The organism is Corynebacterium sp. CNJ-954, assembly GCF_001942345.1.
Lineage (GTDB): Bacteria > Actinomycetota > Actinomycetes > Mycobacteriales > Mycobacteriaceae > Corynebacterium.
This window is the reverse complement of record NZ_MKKI01000011.1, coordinates 321910-340908: the sequence shown is the minus strand read 5'-3', so window position 1 is coordinate 340908 and position 18999 is coordinate 321910. Positions and strand designations below refer to the sequence as shown.

The window sequence follows — 18999 nt, the reverse complement described above, 5'->3', positions numbered from 1 at the left end:
ACCCCGAGGGCGCCAGGGGTGCCGTCAGCGGGAGCTGTCGGGAACCGGCATGGTGTCGAGATCATATTTGTCGTTGGCGTCCAGGGTTTCGAGAACGTCGTGGACCTCATTCTCATGGTCCACGGTGGGCATTGACCCCAGAAGGTTGCGTCCTGCGCTTTCCTTCATGCAGTAGACACCGATGCCGCCGATGAGACAGGCGAACATGATGTAGTACGCGCCTGCCAGATCGGAGCCGATCGCCGACTGGATCGCACTGATGACGAAACCGGTTGTCCCGCCGAAGAGGGCGACGGCGATGTTGAACATGAGCCCCATCGCCGTGTAACGACTCTCGGTGGGAAACAGGGACGGCAAGGCGGACGCCTGGATTGAGACCTGGAACATCATGATGACTCCGACAATCATCAGGCCAGCCAGAGTGGACCAGACATGCCCCATCATCATCAACAGGAATGCTGGGACGGCTAAGACCAGGCCGAGTGCGCATCCTGTCAACATGACCGGGCGTCTCCCGATACGGTCGGAGATCATCCCGAACAGCGGCAGACAGAGGGAGACGATGAGGAGAACGGGCACCAGCAGGGCATTGCCGTGGAGGGTGTCGTACCCCAGGGACTCGGTCAGGTAGGTCGGCATGTAGGTGGTCAGCGCGTAGCCCACCACCTGTGCGCACATGACCAGCGCGGCACCGATCAGCATCTGCGGCCAGAAGCGTCGGAGCAGGTAGCGGATCTGGGCGAGCATTCCCTGGCTCGGCGCGGGGGCGCCGGCCGCGATCGCGGCGTCGGCCTGCCGCTGGGACGAATCCTGCGATGCTTCGAACGTGTGGGACTCCTTGATCCGTGAACGCATGTACACCCCGACCAGGCCCAGCGGCAGTGCCAGCAGGAACGGGATGCGCCAGCCCCAGCTCTCCATCTGGCCGTCATCGGTGAAGATCTCGATGACGGTCACCAGTAATGCAGCTGCGGCAAAGCCAGATAGGAGCCCAGGTCCAGGAAGGAACCCCAGAAGCCACGGCGACGGTCCGAGGAGTACTCGGCGATGAAGGTCGCTGCGCCGGCATACTCGCCGCCGGTGGAGAACCCCTGCACGAACTTCAACAGGACCAGCAGCACCGGTGCCGCGACGCCGATCTGGGCGTAGGTCGGTAGTACGCCGATAAGGGCGGTGCCCAGGGACATCATCACGATGGTGAACGCGAGGATCTTGCGTCGCCCGATCCTGTCTCCCAGTGGGCCGAGAATCAGCCCACCCAGCGGGCGGACTAGGAAGGTGACGGCGAGCGTGGCGAAGCTCGCCAGCCCACCCCACGGGTCGGGGAGTGGAAAGAAGTTGAGCGTGATGTAGGTCATCACATAGGCGAATACGCCGATGTCGAACCATTCCATGAAGTTTCCCAGGAGCGTCGCGCGGAGCGCTTTCTTCATTTCGTCCTGGTCGACCACATGTATGTCGGCCTCCGTCAGGCGGCCACCCTGTGCCGTCGTCTCGGTCATCATTTCACATCCTTCGGTATGCGGACGTCTGAGCATAGACCAGAAAGTGTGCAGAACCCACCAACTATGGGAACTATTAATTATCTCTATGGTGACGGTAAGCGGGAGGGGCGATCGGTGTCGTTCGGTGTCCGTGCCGCGTGGTACACAAGGGGAGTGACTGAGCATCAGGTGCATCTGCTGTGGCTGGCGGGCAGCGGCCTCCATGTCTGGGCGGAGCGGACGGAAGGGCATACGGCTGTCGTTGACGCCTCCGAAATCCCGGATGGGGGCCTTCCCGGGCCTCTGCGCACACTGATGCTGTCTCGCCCCTTGCGTCGTCGTGGCGACATCCGTGTGGCGACCCCGAAGGGACATATTCTGTCGCTGGCATTGCCGACGCAGGCGTACACGCCTGACCAGGCATTGGTCGTTCTCGGCAGGTTGTCCCGTTACCGTAGGGCGGCAACTGGCGTTGGCACCCCGTCCGGGGAGGCCGTCGACGCGGCAGTCGACGGTCTGAGCCCTGAGACGATGTGGCTTGTTCGTCTCTATGATTTTCTTCTCGACGCGGTCCACGCCGGGCGCGTGATGATGAAGATGCAGTTCACTGACGGCCAGTGGTATCCCACCTGGTGTCTGTCCACCAGCGGAGGGCATAACCGTGCGCTTCGCGAGTTCCAGGCGTCCGCTCCTGCGGTGCTCACCCTCAACGGCGGGCCGGATGTGCTGCTGCGTGCTGCGGACGAACTGGTGCACTGGATGTGCGTCCAGTTACTTCAAGACCGGGTCGACCTGGTCGGCGGCGTGCCGGAGAATCACTTCATTTCGTCGCTGTTCACCGGAGAGGCGGATTCGCGCGCGAATCCTGTGACGGCAGAAGCCCTCAATACCTGGCGTGCCTCGGCGCGGCAGGCATCGACCAGGATGGTGCTCTCGCTGGAGGAACCTGATTCTCTCGCAGGGACGGTGTCTGGTCGGCCGGACGAGGGAAAGCTCGACCACGCTGAACCGCGGTGGCGTCTTGAGATCAGGATGTCCGTGGACGACGGACCTGCCGAGCCGATCCCTGCCGCAGAAGCCACGGAGTCGCTGAGGCGCTCGCTGCGCGAAGGACTGGACCAGGCCTACCGTGCCTGGCCCGAGCTCAGGCAGTTCTCCGTGGCCGTGGAGGCATGGCTCCGGACTAAAGTGTGGTTCCCGCCGGCGTCGTCCCTGACGGGACGTCCCGAGAAGGACCGGGTGGTCTACCTTGCCTTGTCCACCGACCAGGTCGAGAGACTTCTCGCGGACGGTGCGAAGGCGCTGACTGCAGGTGGTACGGAGGTCCTCGTGCCCCGTGCATGGTCGGTGGTGCGGCCGGAGGTACGGGTGAAGGTCACTCCGGTCGGCCAAGGGCCGGGCTCGGGGAAGATGGGCTTGGAACAGGTCCTGTCGTTCGACTGGTCGGTGTCGGTTGACGGAGAACAACTCAGTGCGTCGGAGATGTCGACGTTGATGACCACGGCATCGTCACTTGTCGAGATTCAGGGACGTTATGTCCGCCTTGATACGCATTCGCTCGGTGTGGCACGCAGCTACTTCGCGAAGCTCCGTGATGCGGAGACGGAGACCGGGGATGACGGGGGCACAGCGCAACTCACTCTCGCTGACCTTGTCGATGCGCAGTTGACGTCTGTCGCCGACGGGGCTCCGGAGGCTCAGGCCGGGGACATCACTGTCGACGCCGATGGATGGTTGGCACGGATGGTCCGTTCGTTCTTCCCTGCGCCGGGAGAGGAGGATCAGCGTCCGACAATTGCGCCGCCGGAGATCATCGAGGTGCCTTCGGCTGTCCGGACCCCGCTCCGTGACCACCAGCGTCGGGGACTGAACTGGTTGGTGTGGATGTACCGGCACCGGATCGGGGCGATCCTCGCCGACGACATGGGTCTCGGCAAGACCCTCCAGGTCCTCAGTCTCCTTGCCTGGGAGCGGGAGGCCGGTGACTGTGACGGGCCGACACTGGTCGTCGCCCCGACGTCTGTCCTGGATACGTGGCAGAGTGAGGTGCGCCGACACGTTCCCACCCTGACCGTGCTCGTTGACCACGGTGCGAAGAAGGTGGCCGGTACCGGGTTCGTGGAGAAAGCGCAGTCATCCGACATCGTGCTGACGACTTACGGGACGGTGAGCCGCAACCCGGACAGATACTCCGGACTCGTCTGGGGGAGGGTCGTCGTCGACGAGGCGCAGAACATCAAGAATCCCGGCACCGCCCAGAGCAGGGCGGTCCGGGCGATCAGAGCGGGCCATCACCTGGCGTTGACGGGGACTCCGGTAGAGAACCGGCTTGCGGAACTGCATTCGATCCTCGACTTCTGCAACCCCGGAATACTCGGGAGTGCCCACGCATTCCAGAACCGTCTGGCCATCCCGATTGAGAGGTACGAGGACGGCGATTCTCTGGATCGGCTTCGTCGGCTGGTTGAGCCGTTCATTCTCCGACGGGTCAAGAATGACGAATCCATGGGGCTGAACCTTCCCGAGAAGCGGGAAGTGGTCGACACCGTGCGGTTGACGGAGGAGCAGGCAGCACTGTACGAGGCTTACACGAAGAGTCTCGAACAGCGGATCGCAGAAGCTGAAGGTAAGGGCCGCAGCGGCATCATCCTCGGAGCCCTGGTGCGGATCAAACAGATCTGTAACCATCCGGCCCATTTCTCGGGGGACGGGTCAGGACTCCTGAAGAACGGCCGACACCGCTCGAAGAAGGTCGAGCGGTTGTTCGAGATCATCGAAGACGCCCTGGCACGCGACCGTAAGGTGCTGGTCTTCACCCAGTTCCCGTCGTTCGGGGAGATGCTCGTACCCGAACTCAGACGGCACTTCGGGGCGCTCGACGAGGGTGTTCCCGTCCTTCACGGAGGGCTCAGCAGATCAGCGCGGTCAGCCATGGTCGACGACTTCCAGTCCGACGGTGGCCCCAAGGTCATGATTCTGTCGACGCGTGCAGGAGGTACCGGGATCACTCTCACCCGTGCCAGTGTGGTCGTCCACATCGACCGGTGGTGGAATCCGGCCATCGAGGATCAGGCCACCGACCGTGCGTACCGCATCGGGCAGGGTAGAGATGTGACCGTCCACAAGCTGGTGACCACCGGTACGCTGGACGAACGGATCAATGACATTCTCAGTTCGAAGCGGGAGCTGGCCGGTGACATAGTCACCAGCGGTGAAGGGTGGATCGCGAGCCTCAATGATCAGGATCTGGCCGAACTCTGGCAGCTCAACCGCTCGTCTGTCGCCAGAGAGACCGCCGGAAGCGACAGAGCGAGACCGGTGACAAACCACGCAGGAAGGACGGGGGACGACGATGGTCGATGACAGGCGTCGACGCCGGGGCACAGACCGGAAACGCGTCGGCATACCGCAGCCCGAATGGGGTGACAACGTTGTGTCCGCTGACTTCACCCGGCCCCGCGACAGGTCTGTGACGAGGCGGAGAACGCCTTCGTCGCCCGGGTCGACTGTGCCGACCCCGTCGGGGGCGCGTGGGCCGGAGAAGCCGCAGAAGTCGGTCGCGGAGAGGGAGGAACAATCCTCATCGTCGGAAAGTTGGTCGGCCGGACAAGTGATGCGGACGGCCACTGCGCTGGCGGATTCGGCTCGACTCTCACGTGGGCGCACGTACTTCCGTGGTGGGAATGTCCTCCGTATCGACTACGAACTCGGGCAGGTCGACGGTCTCGTCAGCGGCACCCAACTCGAACCGTTCGAGGTGCAGATCCGGTGGCGCCCGCTGACACGTCGCCAGATCGACTTCGTCGTCGGGGAATGCGGTGACCACCCGGAGAGCGTCCGTAACCTGCTGGCAGGGCGACGCCCCCAGTCATCGATAGCCACCGTCCTGTTCGGTGTTGAACACTACGTCGATTCGTACTGTTCCTGCCCGGACCATGCGACATTCTGCAAACACCGGGTATGTGTCGCCTATGCACTCGCCGCAGAGTTCACCGCCGATCCTTCCGCATTCCTGGCGTGGCGTGGTATCGACATGGACCGGCTCCTCGAGACCGTTGACGGCGGGGAGGAAAACGCCGGTACCCCGACTGACATCCAGGGTGAGGCCGGCGGAGCCGGCGATGACCAGGAAGCCATGTACTCGCCGGCGGAGTTCTGGGGGACGCCTGTGGATATTCCCGTGTGGGAGCCACTCGAGGTCGAGTTCGGACTGGAACTCGGTGACACGACTGCCCGGGACGCGGCGCTTCGCAAGTTCAGCTGGAACAATGCCGACCAGCTCCGGGTCCTCGACACCCTGACGAGGTGCTTCGAAGCGTTGACTGTGCTCGACAGTCCCTCCGGTGAGAACGACGGGGGTGGGCAGGTGTTCGAACGCGAACCGTGGCTGTCCGGGCCGGATGATAGTAGTGGTCACCATGACTGATTCTTTGCGGCAACTGCCGACGACGCCTGATCCTGGTGTCTTCCGGTTCCTCCATACGTCGGACTGGCAGTTGGGTATGGACCGTTGGTTTCTCGGGGAAGAGGCGGGGCCCCGCTACCGTGAGGCGCGTCTAGCAGCGGTGGAGAGACTGTTGGCCATCGCGGAAACGCGTCAGTGCGCAGCTGTCGTCGTGGCGGGTGACGTCTTCGACGACAACCTTGTTGACCCGGTGACCTGGCGGCGCACTGTGGACGTCCTCCGCCGGAGTCCGGTACCGGTGTTTCTCCTCCCGGGAAATCATGATCCGTACGACGCGGCCAGTGTCTACCGGTCGAAGGAGTTTGACGGGCTCGCACCGGCGGTCCAGGTCCTCAATGACAACCGACCGCGACCTGTCCCGGGGCGTGCTGACAGCTCTCCGGCCGCGGAGATCATCGGGGCGCCGTTGCTGTCGAAGTACATGAGCACCGATCCGGTGGCCTCCGTTCTCGCCCGAGAGGCGGGAGCCGGAGGACCGGACCACCCGGAGCATGCGGGTGGTCGGAACGTGAAGATTCTCGTCGGCCACGGTGCCACCGAGTCACGGTCGTCCGGGGAGGATCCCGCCGTCATCGACGTTGATGCAGCGGCCAGGGCCTGTCGCGAGGGTGTCATCGACATGCTGGCCCTGGGGGACACCCACTCCGTCACGTCCCTCCACCCTGACGGGACCGTCTGGTACTCCGGGAGCCCTGAGGTGACCGACTTCCGGGAAGAAGGAGGCGGCGGCGAAGCGAGATCAGGATACGCCCTGGTTGTCGACGTCCTGCCTACCGGCGGGGATGGTGCAGGTCGGGCCTCGCAGGTCAGTGTCGAGGAGGTCAAGACAGGTCGCTGGAGTTTTCTAGCGCTCGCCGCACAGATCAACAGCAGTGAGGACGTGGCCGAGTGGATCAACAGGCTCGAGGATATCCGGGACAAACGCACGACGGTCGTGAAGTACGCCTTGGCCGGATCAGTTGATCTGGCTACGGCGGCGGTGCTTGACGAGGAACTTGACCGCATCGCCCCGGCTTTCGCAGCGCTGTATCCTCGTCGTCGGTTGATGGATCTCCACGTGGTTCCCGGGGACGACGAACTGGCGGACGCCGACTGGCCAGGAGTGGTGGGTGCGGCGGCCCGGGGACTCGCCGAACGTGCCTCCCACGATGACGCCGATGCCCGCGACGCATTGCGCCTCTTGTACCGGCTCAGCGCACAGAAGGGGAACTAGGACGAACATGCTGAACTTCAGGTCACTCACCCTGTCCCACGTGGCAGGTGTCAGCCATGCCCATCTCGAGTTTCCCGAAAGCGGCGTGCTGGTCGTGCACGGACCCAATGAGGCTGGGAAATCGACGCTGCTCCGTGCGGTCCGTCTCCTGCTCGACGACACCCCGACAAGTTCCCGGAGGCGGGACGTCAAGGCATTGAAAGACGTCAGCGTCGACGAGCCGACCACCATCTCTGCCGAGCTCGTGGTCGGGGACACTCAACTACAGTTGACCAAGGCCTTCAACAAAGGAAGCGGACGTTGTGAACTGCGGGTCACAGCACCCAGGGCGGAAAGCCTGACCGGAAGGGAAGCGTCGGACCGGTTCGCCGAGATCATGCGGGGGGAAGTCGACACCGACCTGCTCGACGCGCTGACGGTGGAACAGGGGGCGAGTCTCGACCAACTCGCCGCTGCCGGCCTCGGACCGCTGGAGAGGGCGCTGAACAGAGACACGGCGGAGGGGGCTGAGAAGAACGACGGTGTCGGTGTCGCCGATACCGCCGATGGCGGGGGAGCGGCAGTCCTGGCGGACAGGATCGCCACGGAGAGGGCCCGCTACTTCACCCCGGGTGGAAAACCGTCGAAAGAGTACAAAGCGGCGATGGACGAGCACACGGCGGCGCTGGAGGAGCACACCGCAGCGGAAAAGGCGTATGACCAGGCGCAGACGCTGATCATCGACTTGGAGCGTCTGCGTGCGGAGAAAGAGACCATTGCGCAGCAGGAGCCCCACGCCAGGGAGGAGGCGAGAACCGCGGCTGTCAACGTGGAGAAGGGACGGGAGCGACAGCGCCGACTGGATGAATGTCGCGCGGGTGTGACCGGAGCACAGCAGCGACTGGAGCTGGCGGGACAACGCCTCCAGGTACGTCGGGACCGTGTCACTGAGCTGACCGATGCCGTTGACCTGTACGACAAGGCCACCGCAGAGGCTGTTGCGGCCTCGGAGGCCGCAGAGGGCGCACAGCAGCAGGAGGCTGAGCTGCGGACGGCGTTGACACGTGAGCGACGACATGCGCGCACCACGACGGCGTTCATTCGCTACCTTGACACGGTCCAGCACCGCGACACCGTGGCGGAGACGCTGCAGACGCTCCGGTCGAAGCAGGAGGACGCCCGCGGCATTGCGGAGAAGATCACCGTCACCCGTGAACTCATCGACCAGAACCCCGTTACTGCGGAGGTGGTCGAGACGGTGCGGCGCGCCGATGCCGATCTGACCAGGGCAGAGAGCGTCCGGGATGCCTCGGCCACGTTGATCGAGCTGACCGGTGTGTCGGGTGCACGGTACTCGGTCGACGGAGACGAGTACGAACTCGGTGAGGCCACGGAACAGCTTCGTGTGACCTCCCGGCACACACTGCAGTTCGGCGACTTTTCGCTCACGATCACCCCGGCGCAGGGTGTCGGGAGGCCGGAGGACGGCGGTGACGTCGACAGCGCAGCGGAGCGTCTGCAGTCAGCGCTCGCCGACGCGGGCGTCGACACCGTTGAGGCGGTGACCCGGAAAGCAGAGACACGCCGTCAGCTCCAGGCCGAGCTCGCAGAACTCAGGATCAAGGTCAGTCAGGCGACCGGCGGGCTCGGACTGGAGGAACTCGACCGGAACATCGAGGAACACGACCTGCAGCACCGGCGGGCGGAACAGGCGGTGTCTGTGGCACGTGCGGCCCTCGACGCCGAGGACCCGGACGACGAGGTTGAACTACCGCACGCCGAGGAGGCAGACAAGGAGGAGATGCTCCAGGAGACTGAAGCGTGTGAAGGACGGGTCGATCGGCTCCGCGAGGAGCTGGACACCCTCGCCAGAACCGGGGCCGCTGCCGTTCTGAACAGTCGGCTCGAGGAACAGAAACGGGCGGCGGCGCGGGTGGCGGATCTCACGGCGGCACTGGAGGGCCTGCGGGCGGACGTCAGTGACGATGAGCTGCGAACAGAGGTCGATCAGTCGCACCGTGAGCTGGAGGACGCGACGGAAAAACTGGAGGCGATGACCGCCGAGCTCGATCCTTCCGTCAGCGACCTCGACACCCTTGAAGGGCTCCTGGTGGGAGCCGAGTCGCGGGTGACGACGTTACGTGACCGTGCCGACCGGGTCAGTCACGAGATCTCGAGGGCGAACGGTGCCTTGGGTGAGCACAGTGGTGTGGCCGAACGACTTGAAGCGGCCGCCGCACGACTCCAGCGGGCACAACGGACAGAGGAACGGGTCGGGCGGCAGGCGCAGGCGGCGGAGACCCTTCACCGTGCCGTCCAGGCAGCACGGGACGACGCGCGGCGTCGCTATGAAGCCCCTTACCGTGCCTCCGTGGAAAGCCTGGCCAGGACACTGTACGGCCGTGCCGTGAGCATCGAGTTCGACGAGGACCTCACTATCTCGCGCCGGGTGCTGGACGCCACCGCGCTTGACGCTGCACAACTGTCCGGCGGAGCGCGGGAGCAACTCGCCATCCTCTCCAGGCTCGCGGTCGCGGACATCATCGGGCGCGGTGAAGGAGTCCCCGTCGTCATCGACGACGCACTCGGTTTCTCCGACACCGCCCGGATCCACCGGATGAACGTCGTACTGTCACAGTTGGCGAGGACGAACCAGATCATCATCCTCACCTGTGATCCGGGACGGTTCGACAGCGTCCCCGGGGCGACAGTGACCTCGATGGCGGAGCTGCAGCGAGGGTAGCGAGGGGAGACACCTTAACCACCGTGCGCATGCAGAAAACGGCCCGGCCACCATCAATGATGGTGGCCGGGCCGCAGGATGTGCCCCCGAGACGATTCGAACGTCCGACCGCTGGTACCGGAAACCAGTGCTCTATCCCCTGAGCTACGGAGGCAATGCGGTTACTATAGCACCGTGGGTCCACGGCACCGCAAAACCCCCGCACGGGACGCGATTCGCGGTGTGTTCACCCCTCCTTGTTACTCTCGTGGGTTGTGACTCCAGCTGAACTCGCCTCCATCATCACCGAGACCACCCGCACCGTCCTGACGGAGCATGATCTCGACCCCACTGTCGCGCCGGACCCGGCTACCGTCGAGCGTCCCCGAAACCCGGAACACGGTGACTACGCCACCAATATCGCACTGCAGACCGCGAAGAAGGCGGGAACAAACCCCCGCGACCTCGGGGCCTGGTTGGCTGACGAGCTCAGCCGCGTCGACGGTGTTGATGAGGCGTCCATCGCCGGCCCCGGGTTCATCAACATCCGGCTCGCCGCCGACGCCCAGGGCAAGCTTGTCGCGGACATCATCGAGGCCGGAGACTCCTACGGTACCGGCGACGACTACGCAGACCAGCGCATCAACCTGGAGTTCGTCTCCGCCAACCCCACCGGCCCGATCCACCTCGGAGGCACCCGGTGGGCAGCCGTCGGTGACTCGCTGGGCCGTATTCTCACCGCCCGCGGCGCTGCGGTGACCCGCGAGTACTACTTCAACGACCACGGCACCCAGATCGACCGTTTCGCACGCTCACTGGTGGCGTCGGCGAAGAACGAACCTGCCCCGGAGGACGGTTACGGCGGAGAGTACATCTCCGACATCGCCAACCAGATCATGGAGGCGACCCCGGATTGGGCGGACCACGACGATGCCACGGTCCAGGAGCTCTTCCGTTCCCAGGGTGTCGAGCTGATGTTCGCACATATCAAGCAGACGCTGGCTGAGTTCGGCACGGAGTTCGACGTGTTCTTCCACGAGAATGCGCTCTTCGACTCCGGCGCCGTGGACAAGGCGATCGTCACGCTGAAGGAGAACGGCAACCTCTACGAGGCTGACGGCGCGTGGTGGCTGCGTTCCTCGGAGTTCGGCGACGACAAGGACCGGGTCGTCATCAAGTCGGACGGAAACGCCGCCTACATCGCCGGCGACATCGCCTACATCGCCGACAAGATCGACCGTGGGCACAACCTGTGCATCTACATGCTCGGTGCCGACCATCACGGATACATCGCCAGGCTGAAGGCCGCGGCGTCCGCGCTCGGTTACGACTCCGACCAGGTCGAGGTGCTCATCGGCCAGATGGTCAACCTGGTGCGTGACGGAAAAGCCGTGCGCATGTCCAAGCGTGCCGGCACGGTCATCACACTCGACGACCTGGTGGAGGCGATCGGGGTGGATGCGGCCCGCTACGCCCTGATCCGCACTTCCGTCGACTCGTCACTGGACATCGACATGGGCCTGTGGGCGAGCGAAACCAGCGACAACCCGGTCTACTACGTCCAGTACGGCCACGCCCGCCTGTGCTCGCTGCAGCGTAAGGCCGCTGACATCGGCGTGAGTCTTCCGGAGGACCTGTCCACACTCGATTTCTCGCTGCTCGACCACGACCGTGAAGGCGATCTCATCCGCACTCTGGGTGAGTTCCCGGGTGTCGTGGCCACAGCCGCGGAACTGCGTGAGCCTCACCGTATCGCCCGGTACGCCGAGCACCTGGCGGGAACCTTCCACCGCTTCTACGACTCCTGCCAGATTCTCCCCAAGTCCGACGAACCGACAGGGGACGCCACCGCTCCGGTGTTCCTGGCGCGGCTGGCGCTGGCGGATGCCACCCGTCGCGTCCTCGCCAACGCCCTTGGACTGCTCGGCGTCTCTGCCCCAGAGAGGATGTGACCCGACTCCATGGATCCCGACGTTCACCTCCCTCAGGTTCCGCTGCGTAAGCGGACCGAGACCCTCGAGGACTTCAACAAGATCCCGGCCCATGTGTTCCCGGCCTCATCCGGGCGGACTGAGGACGGCGAACTGGCCATCGCCGGTAACCGCGTCACACACCTGGCAGACCAGTACGGCACGGCAATGTTCATCATGGACGAGGCCGACTTCCGTGCGCGGTGCCGACGTCTGGCCGATGCATTCGGTGGCGGCGAGCGGGTGCACTATGCGTCCAAGGCCTTCCTGTCACGCACAGTCTGCCGGTGGGTCGACGAGGAGGGGCTCGCACTCGACGTGGCCAGTCACGGTGAACTTGCCGTCGCGCTGGCCGCCGGTTTCCCGTCCGAGCGCATCACCGTGCACGGAAACAACAAGAACCACGAGTTCATCACCGCCGCGGTGCGGGCCGGGGTCGAACTTGTCGTCATCGACTCGCTCATCGAGATCGAACGGGTTGCCGACATCGCCCGGCGGGAAGGACGGATCCAGGACGTCCTCGTGCGGGTGAAGCCGGGGGTTCACGCCGACACCCATGAGTTCATCGCCACGAGCCACGAGGACCAGAAGTTCGGTTTCTCGCTGGCGTCGGGTTCCGCGGAGAACGCCTGCCTGTCGTGCCTGTCCACCGACGGACTGCGGCTGCGGGGCCTGCACTGCCACGTCGGTTCCCAGGTCTTCGAGGCCGACGGCTTCGCACTGGCGGCGGATCGTCTCCTGGGGCTCTGGGCCCGTCTGGTCAGCGGTGAGAACACCGCGGACGCCGATGTGTCGGCCCTGGACGTCCTCGACCTCGGGGGCGGTTACGGAATCGCCTACACCCCGGACCAGGAGGCGCTCGACGTCGAGGAGGTCGCCGGTGACCTCCTGTCCCGCGTCGCGACGAAGGCGGCGTCCTACGGGGTCAGCGCGCCGGTGGTCAATGTCGAACCGGGTCGTGCCGTGGTCGGACCGTCTGCCGTCACCGTCTACCGGGTCGGTACGGTCAAGGACGTCCATACCGCCGACGACACGGTCCGTCGCTACATCTCCGTGGACGGGGGGATGAGCGACAACATCCGGCCGGCGCTGTACCAGGCGGAATACGACTGCCGCCTGGCGAACCGGTTGGCTGCCGGAGAGCTTGTCTCCACCCGGGTGGTCGGCAGTCACTGCGAGTCCGGTGACATCCTGATCAATGACGCCTGATGCCCGACGACATCGCCCCGGGTGACCTCCTCGTCATACCCGCCACGGGTGCGTACTGCTACATGATGGCCTCCCGTTACAACATGATGACCCGTCCACCCGTGGTTGTCGTGGCAGACGGGGAGTCCCGGGTGATGATCCGCCGGGAGACGGTAGAGGACGTGCTCGCGCTGGAGAATTTCTGATGGTTTATCATCGGGAAAACGAACTTTCACATGACAGACCCCACACGAGACAACTTCGGGAGAGTAATGGCTGATCAGGCTGACAACAATGCCGCCGCGCCCACCGTCGGCGTAGCGCTGCTGGGTATGGGAACCGTGGGCACCGAGGTTCTGCGGATCCTCCAGGACGACGCGCAGGACTTCACCGCCCGCACCGGTGGGCCGATCGAGGTCCGCGGGATCGCCGTGTCTGACCTGTCCAAGCCCCGCCCGGGTGTGCCCGCCGAACTCCTCACCGATGATGCCTTCGGGCTCGTCAACCGCGAGGACATCGACCTGGTCATCGAGGTGATCGGTGGTATCGACTACCCGCGGACCGTCGTGCTGTCTGCACTGCGTGCCGGCAAGTCCGTGGTGACGGCGAATAAGGCGCTGGTCGCCGCGCACGCCGGCGAGCTGTCCGAGGCTGCAGACTCCTCCGGGGCCGACCTGTTCTTCGAGGCCGCCGTCGCCGCGGCGATTCCCGTGGTCGGACCGCTGCGCCGTTCCCTGGCAGGGGACCGGGTCAACCAGGTCATGGGTATCGTGAACGGCACCACGAACTTCATCCTCGACGCGATGTACAAGCGTGGTGCGTCCTACGACGAGATGCTTGCCGAGGCCACCGCCCTCGGGTACGCCGAGGCGGACCCCTCTGCCGACGTGGACGGCTACGACGCCGCGTCCAAGGCTGCGATCCTGGCGAACCTTGCGTTCCATTCCCCGGTCGGCAGCGATGACGTGCATGTCGAGGGAATCCGTTCGATCAACGTCGCAGACATCGAGGCAGCCAAGGCCGCCGGCTGCACCATCAAGCTGCTTGCCATCTGTGAGCGGCTCGTCGACGACCAGGGGCAGGAGTCCGTCTCCGCACGGGTCTACCCGGCGCTGATTCCGCTGGACCACCCGCTGTCCAGTGTGAGCGAGTCCTTCAACGCGATCTTCGTCGTCGCAGAGTACGCCGGGCGCCTGATGTTCTACGGTAACGGCGCCGGCGGTGCCCCCACCGCATCTGCGGTGCTCGGTGACGTGGTCGCTGCCGCGCGCAATATCGTGCACGGTGGACGTGCCCCGGGCATGTCGACCTACGCCAACCTGCCTGTCGGCGATTTCGGGTCGGTACGCACCCGCTACCACGTCGACATGGTCGTCGACGACCGCCCGGGTGTGCTGGCGGAGGTCGCCTCGACATTCTCCGTGCAGGGTGTGTCGCTGAAGACCGTCCGGCAGGAGGAGGCGGGCGACGCCGGGGCACGACTGGTCGTCATCACCCACCACGCCGCCGAAAGCGACCTCGAGTCGACGGTGGACAACCTCAAGAACCTTGACGCCGTGAAGGCCGTCAACAGCGTGATCCGAATGGAAGGCAACTGATGACCGATAAGCGCACCCCGGTGCTCCACCACTGGACCGGCCTGATCAACGAGTACCGTGACTGGATGCCCTTCGCCGCGGACTGGGAGCCGGTGACCCTCAACGAGGGTGGGACCCCGCTGATCAGGGCGAACCACATTTCAGAGATCACCGGGTGCGATGTCTGGCTCAAGGTCGAGGGAGCTAACCCGACCGGTTCGTTCAAGGACCGCGGGATGACCGTGGCCGTGACGGACGCCGTCCATGCCGGCAAGAAAGTGCTGATGTGCGCCTCCACCGGCAACACCTCGGCCTCGGCCGCCGCCTACGCAGCGCGGGCCGGGATCGCCTCGGCAGTGCTGATCCCCGAGGGCAAGATCGCCCAGGGCAAGCTCTCCCAGGCGGTCATGCACGGAGCCCGGATCATCCAGGTCCGCGGAAACTTCGACGACTGCCTGGAGCTCGTGCGTAAGACCACCACCGACTTCCCGGAGATCGCCCTGGTGAATTCGGTCAACCCGATGCGCATCGAAGGGCAGAAGACCGCCGCTTTCGAGATCGTCGACGCGCTCGGCGACGCCCCCGACATCCACGCATTGCCGGTGGGGAACGCGGGGAACATCACCGCCTACTGGAAGGGGTACTCCGAGTACGCCGAGGCAGGCCTGTCGACGAAGCGACCGGTGATGCTCGGTGTGCAGGCCGTGGGTGCTGCGCCACTGGTCAGCGGTGAACCGGTGCTCGAACCCGAGACCGTGGCCACCGCCATCCGCATCGGCAACCCGGCGTCCTGGCACCAGGCGGTGGCGGCCAAGGAGGAGTCCGGCGGAGAGTTCCGTGCCGCGACGGATGAGAAGATCCTCGAGGCCTACCGTCTCATCGCCGCCCGCGAAGGTGTCTTCGTCGAGCCGGCGTCGGCGTCGTCGGTGGCCGGCCTGCTGGCCGCCCACGCTGAGGGGAAGATCGACAAGGGGCAGCGCATCGTGTGCACCGTCACCGGTCACGGGTTGAAGGATCCGACGACTGCGCTGAGCGAGATGCCGGAGCCGACCCCGATCGACGTCGACACCAATGCGGTCGCTGAGGCACTGGACCTCGCATGATGTCCGGTTCGACTGCGGGCACAGGTGGCGCCGAGGCACCGACGCGGACGGTCGCCCCCGGCCGCAGGGTGACGGTGACCGTACCGGCGTCCACCGCGAACCTCGGTCCTGGTTTCGACACCCTCGGTCTCGCCGTCGGGCTGTATGACACCGTCGAGGTGGAGTCGACCGACGCCGGTCTGGACATCACCGTGCACGGTGAAGGCGAGGGCGAGGTCCCTCTCGACGAGCGGCACCTTGTGGTCCGTGCGCTGCGTGCCGGTCTACACGAGGCGGGCGTGAGCGTCGGGGGCCTGCGGATCGTGTGCCGGAACAGCATTCCGCACTCGCGCGGCCTGGGATCCTCGGCGGCGGCCGCGGTCGCCGGCGTGGCGGCCGCCAGCGGTCTCGCGGGCGGAGACCACCCCACCGGTGCGCTGGGAGACGATACGCTGATCCAGCTGTCGTCGGCGTTCGAGGGGCACCCCGACAATGCTGCCGCGTGTGTCCTCGGCGGGGGAGTGGTCTCCTGGACCAATATCCCGGTCGACGGCCGTAGCGCCCCGGAATACCACGCCGTCGCCGTCCCCGTGCACCCGGATATCTCCGCGACCGCACTGATCCCGGACTTCCACGCGTCGACCGAGGCGGTACGCAGGGTTCTGCCGAGCGATGTGTCCCACCAGGACGCCCGGTTCAATGTGTCCCGAGCTGCACTTCTGCCCCTGGCACTGAGCTCGTACCCTGAACTGTTGTGGGAGGCTACACGCGACCGGTTGCACCAGCCGTACCGCGCGGAGGTTCTGCCGGTCACGACCGAGTGGGTCAACAGACTGCGAAACCTGGGTTTCCCGGCCTTCCTGTCCGGGGCCGGGCCGACGGTCATGGTCCTGTCGACGACCGCTGTCGATGCTCCGCTGCTGGAAGAGGCCAGGGGCAGGGGGATCGCCGTCCTGGAGACCGGTATCGGACGACGAGCTTCGGTCGAGGTCGACTGACAGCCCGGAAGCGGGCCTGGGACGACTTTCCCGGCAACCCCCTACGACGTCTCCGGGGGCGTGTCGTCGGAAGCGTCGTCCGGTTTCGGTTCCCCAGGACTACGCAGTTTGATCACGTCGAACTCCCCGGACGCCAGGTGCGCGCGGAGATCCTTCTTGTCGAACTTGCCGACCGACGTCTTGTCGATCCGGTCGACGAAGGTCCAGTACTCCGGCGCCATCCAGCGGGGCACTTTGTCGGCGACGGCCGCAGCGAGTGTCTCCGCGGTGTCCCGGTCGCGCTCGACGCCCGCGATCGTCACGACCACGGCGAGGGGACGCTGGCCCCACCGTTCATCGGGCACACCGATGACCGCGGCCTCTGCGACCATGTCGGACTCCATGACGATGTTCTCCAGGATCGCTGAGTAGATCCACTCTCCTCCGGACCGGATGGTGTCGGTCTGCCGGTCGTGTACGGTGAGGAACCCGTCCCGGGTGATCGTCCCGATGTCACCGGTGCGCAGCCAGCCATCGTCGGTGAAGCGTTCGGCGGCGTCATCGGAATCATCGACGTCCGTGCCGCGGAACACGTGTGCGGCACCGCCCGCGGCCGATGCGGGAGAGTGGTGGTAGTCGGTGGTGACCCAGTTGCCGCGGACCTGTATCTCACCGCTTGACCGGTCGTTGGGCTGCAGCGGAGAGCCGTCCTCAGACACCACACGGAACTCCATCCCGACGGGGAACCGCCCCTGGCTGTCGCGGTAGCGGCGTCGCGCCGCGCCGCCGACCCCCACCGGGGTACGGGCGACCGTGCCCACCGGTCCCGTCTCCGTCATCCCCCAGGAATGGATCATGTCGACGCCGTACCGTTCCTCCCAGGCGTCAATCAACGCGGGGGGCACGGGCGCACCGCCGGAAATGATCTCCTGCAGACTCATCTTCTCCGGTGGTGTGTGCTGGTAGTGCACGACGAGCTGCATCCAGACGCTGGGAGCGCCGTGTGCCATCCGTGGCATCGAGTCGGCGATGACATGTGCCAGGTGCGTGGGACCGGCAACTCCGCCGGGGAAGACCAGCGGTGTGCCTGCCATGAAGGCGGCGATCGGTACACCCCAGCTCAGTACGTGAAAGACAGGGACCGTACAGAGGAAGCTGTGACCGTTACGGATGCCGAAGGAGTCGGGGGTGCGGAGATTCATCGCGTGCAACCACATCGCACGGTGGGAGTACACCACCCCCTTGGGTGCGCCGGTGGAGCCGGTGGAGTACAGCAGAGCAGCCGGAGCGGTCTCGCTGACCTCCGGCCAGGTGTACGTGGTGGCGTACCCGTCGAGGATCTCCTCGTAGCTGAGGACGGTGATGTCCCCCCGGCCAGCCTCGGTGAGGAGCGCGTGGAGGTCGTCCCGCGCTTCGGCACCACCGGTGCCTGTGACGATCACCGTGTGGATCTCCGGGCAGTCCGGCATCACCGGGGCCAGCCGTCGAGACAGGCGGGGCGAACCGATGATCACCCGGTCACCGGCGTGGTTGATGATGTGCACGAGCTGGTCGGCGACGAGGTTGGAGTTCAGCGGTTGCAGTACCGCACCCATCGACGTCACCGCGAACAGCGACTCCAGGTGCTCGGTGATGTTGGGCATGAACGTCGCGACGCGGTCCCCGGGGCCGACACCTGCAATATCGGAGAGTGCATGCGCAAGAGCGGCGCTGCGACCCCCTATCTCACTGAACGTGGTGTCCTCGGGGGTTTCCCCGTAGTAGGTACGCACCGTCGTGGATCCGTGAACCACTCGTCCGTACTCGAGCACGGAGGCCATGGTGAGGGGGAACTCGCGCATCGTCGACGACGTGAGGGGCGCGGTGCTGGGGGCGGGGCCGGTCGTGTGACCGGGCTCTGTGCGGTGGGTGCCGTCCATGTCACCAAGGATAGGGGACGGGGTCGGCGCATGGTCGCATGGCCGCCGGGACACCGGCACGCCGGCGCGGATTAGGGATACCCGGGCGGCCGGGTGGTAGCATTGGTGCCGAGAACCGACCACCGCCATCCCGTCGGCCCTGAGAAGTCAGAGTCGTGAACCGGTCCGAGACGGTGGACGGTCATCCGGATTCACGGGAATCCACGCGGGAGCACTGCCCCGACAGCATTATCTACCGGGCGTGATCGTCTGCTCCGGTACCGGGGCTTCACGACAGTAGTCGGCATACGAGATGCCGGACCTGTTGCCCGCGCGCACCGTGGTATCCGTTCCACATATCGACGACTCACAAGAGCACGTCACCTTCCGTTGTTCTGCCGCTGTAAGGGACTGTGGACGCCTGTCGGGCGTGCACACCCGGTG

General features: G+C 65.4%; 11 protein-coding genes, 1 tRNA gene and 1 pseudogene. 9 read left to right on the top strand and 4 right to left on the bottom strand.

Annotated features, from left to right (window positions below; translation table 11 throughout):
* Positions 1 to 24 precede the first annotated feature (24 nt).
* Together BJF89_RS19380 and BJF89_RS19375 are read right to left on the bottom strand one after the other, a co-directional pair.
* The gene (locus BJF89_RS19380; RefSeq protein WP_255372507.1) at positions 25 to 957 is read right to left on the bottom strand and encodes an MFS transporter; all 933 of its coding nucleotides are present in this window, start codon (positions 955 to 957) and stop codon (positions 25 to 27) included.
* On the bottom strand, positions 954 to 1502 hold the full coding sequence (locus tag BJF89_RS19375; RefSeq protein ID WP_255372506.1) for an MFS transporter: 549 nt from the start codon (positions 1500 to 1502) through the stop codon (positions 954 to 956). The genes BJF89_RS19380 and BJF89_RS19375 overlap by 4 nt, the downstream gene beginning before the upstream one ends.
* A 156-nt stretch (positions 1503 to 1658) precedes the next feature.
* On the opposite strand from BJF89_RS19375, the gene BJF89_RS06250 reads away from it, so the two are divergent.
* The 4 genes from BJF89_RS06250 (at position 1659) to BJF89_RS06235 (ending at position 9884) form a co-directional block, all read left to right on the top strand.
* Positions 1659 to 4847 (top strand): DEAD/DEAH box helicase, encoded by a 3189-nt coding sequence (locus BJF89_RS06250; RefSeq protein WP_139311907.1) that lies wholly within the window; start codon positions 1659 to 1661, stop codon positions 4845 to 4847.
* Positions 4848 to 5097: 250 nt separating this feature from the next.
* Positions 5098 to 5910 (top strand): hypothetical protein, encoded by an 813-nt coding sequence (locus BJF89_RS06245; RefSeq protein WP_075813186.1) that lies wholly within the window; start codon positions 5098 to 5100, stop codon positions 5908 to 5910.
* Positions 5903 to 7162 (top strand): metallophosphoesterase, encoded by a 1260-nt coding sequence (locus tag BJF89_RS06240; protein ID WP_075813421.1) that lies wholly within the window; start codon positions 5903 to 5905, stop codon positions 7160 to 7162. Before BJF89_RS06245 ends, BJF89_RS06240 begins: the two co-directional genes overlap by 8 nt.
* 7 nt (positions 7163 to 7169) lie before the next feature.
* A complete protein-coding gene (locus BJF89_RS06235; protein ID WP_075813184.1) occupies positions 7170 to 9884 on the top strand; it encodes an AAA family ATPase in 2715 nt (904 codons plus the stop codon).
* A gap of 81 nt (positions 9885 to 9965) precedes the next feature.
* On the opposite strand, the gene BJF89_RS06230 is transcribed toward BJF89_RS06235, so the two are convergent.
* Positions 9966 to 10038 (bottom strand) — tRNA-Arg (locus BJF89_RS06230).
* A gap of 100 nt (positions 10039 to 10138) precedes the next feature.
* Here BJF89_RS06230 and argS point away from each other — a divergent pair.
* From argS to thrB, 5 genes and pseudogenes are all read left to right on the top strand, one after another.
* On the top strand, positions 10139 to 11815 hold the full coding sequence (gene argS, locus BJF89_RS06225) for an arginine--tRNA ligase (protein ID WP_075813182.1): 1677 nt from the start codon (positions 10139 to 10141) through the stop codon (positions 11813 to 11815).
* 9 nt (positions 11816 to 11824) lie between these two features.
* A pseudogene (lysA, locus tag BJF89_RS06220) lies at positions 11825 to 13227 on the top strand (diaminopimelate decarboxylase).
* Between the two features lie 66 nt (positions 13228 to 13293).
* Entirely contained in the window at positions 13294 to 14619 is a 1326-nt protein-coding gene (locus BJF89_RS06215; RefSeq protein ID WP_075813180.1) for a homoserine dehydrogenase, read from the top strand.
* Positions 14619 to 15701, top strand: coding sequence for a threonine synthase (thrC, locus tag BJF89_RS06210; protein WP_075813178.1), 1083 nt, complete (start codon positions 14619 to 14621; stop codon positions 15699 to 15701). The genes BJF89_RS06215 and thrC overlap by 1 nt, the downstream gene beginning before the upstream one ends.
* A complete protein-coding gene (gene thrB / locus BJF89_RS06205; RefSeq protein ID WP_075813419.1) occupies positions 15701 to 16678 on the top strand; it encodes a homoserine kinase in 978 nt (325 codons plus the stop codon). The genes thrC and thrB overlap by 1 nt, the downstream gene beginning before the upstream one ends.
* Positions 16679 to 16719: 41 nt before the next feature.
* Here thrB and BJF89_RS06200 read toward each other — a convergent pair whose 3' ends face one another.
* Positions 16720 to 18498: a long-chain fatty-acid--CoA ligase gene (locus tag BJF89_RS06200; protein ID WP_075813417.1), complete on the bottom strand. Its 1779-nt coding sequence runs from the start codon at positions 18496 to 18498 to the stop codon at positions 16720 to 16722.
* Between the last annotated feature and the right edge of the window lie 501 nt (positions 18499 to 18999).

What these genes read in the sequence shown, in the direction of transcription:
- thrB (WP_075813419.1), top strand. Translation starts at nt 15,701, where the DNA reads ATGTCCGGTTCGACTGCGGGCACAGGTGGCGCCGAGGCACCGACGCGG.
- BJF89_RS06200 (WP_075813417.1), bottom strand. Translation starts at nt 18,498, where the DNA reads ATGCGCGAGTTCCCCCTCACCATGGCCTCCGTGCTCGAGTACGGACGA.
- BJF89_RS06240 (WP_075813421.1), top strand. Translation starts at nt 5,903, where the DNA reads ATGACTGATTCTTTGCGGCAACTGCCGACGACGCCTGATCCTGGTGTC.
- BJF89_RS06235 (WP_075813184.1), top strand. Translation starts at nt 7,170, where the DNA reads ATGCTGAACTTCAGGTCACTCACCCTGTCCCACGTGGCAGGTGTCAGC.
- thrC (WP_075813178.1), top strand. Translation starts at nt 14,619, where the DNA reads ATGACCGATAAGCGCACCCCGGTGCTCCACCACTGGACCGGCCTGATC.
- BJF89_RS06215 (WP_075813180.1), top strand. Translation starts at nt 13,294, where the DNA reads ATGGCTGATCAGGCTGACAACAATGCCGCCGCGCCCACCGTCGGCGTA.
- BJF89_RS06245 (WP_075813186.1), top strand. Translation starts at nt 5,098, where the DNA reads ATGCGGACGGCCACTGCGCTGGCGGATTCGGCTCGACTCTCACGTGGG.
- BJF89_RS19375 (WP_255372506.1), bottom strand. Translation starts at nt 1,502, where the DNA reads ATGACCGAGACGACGGCACAGGGTGGCCGCCTGACGGAGGCCGACATA.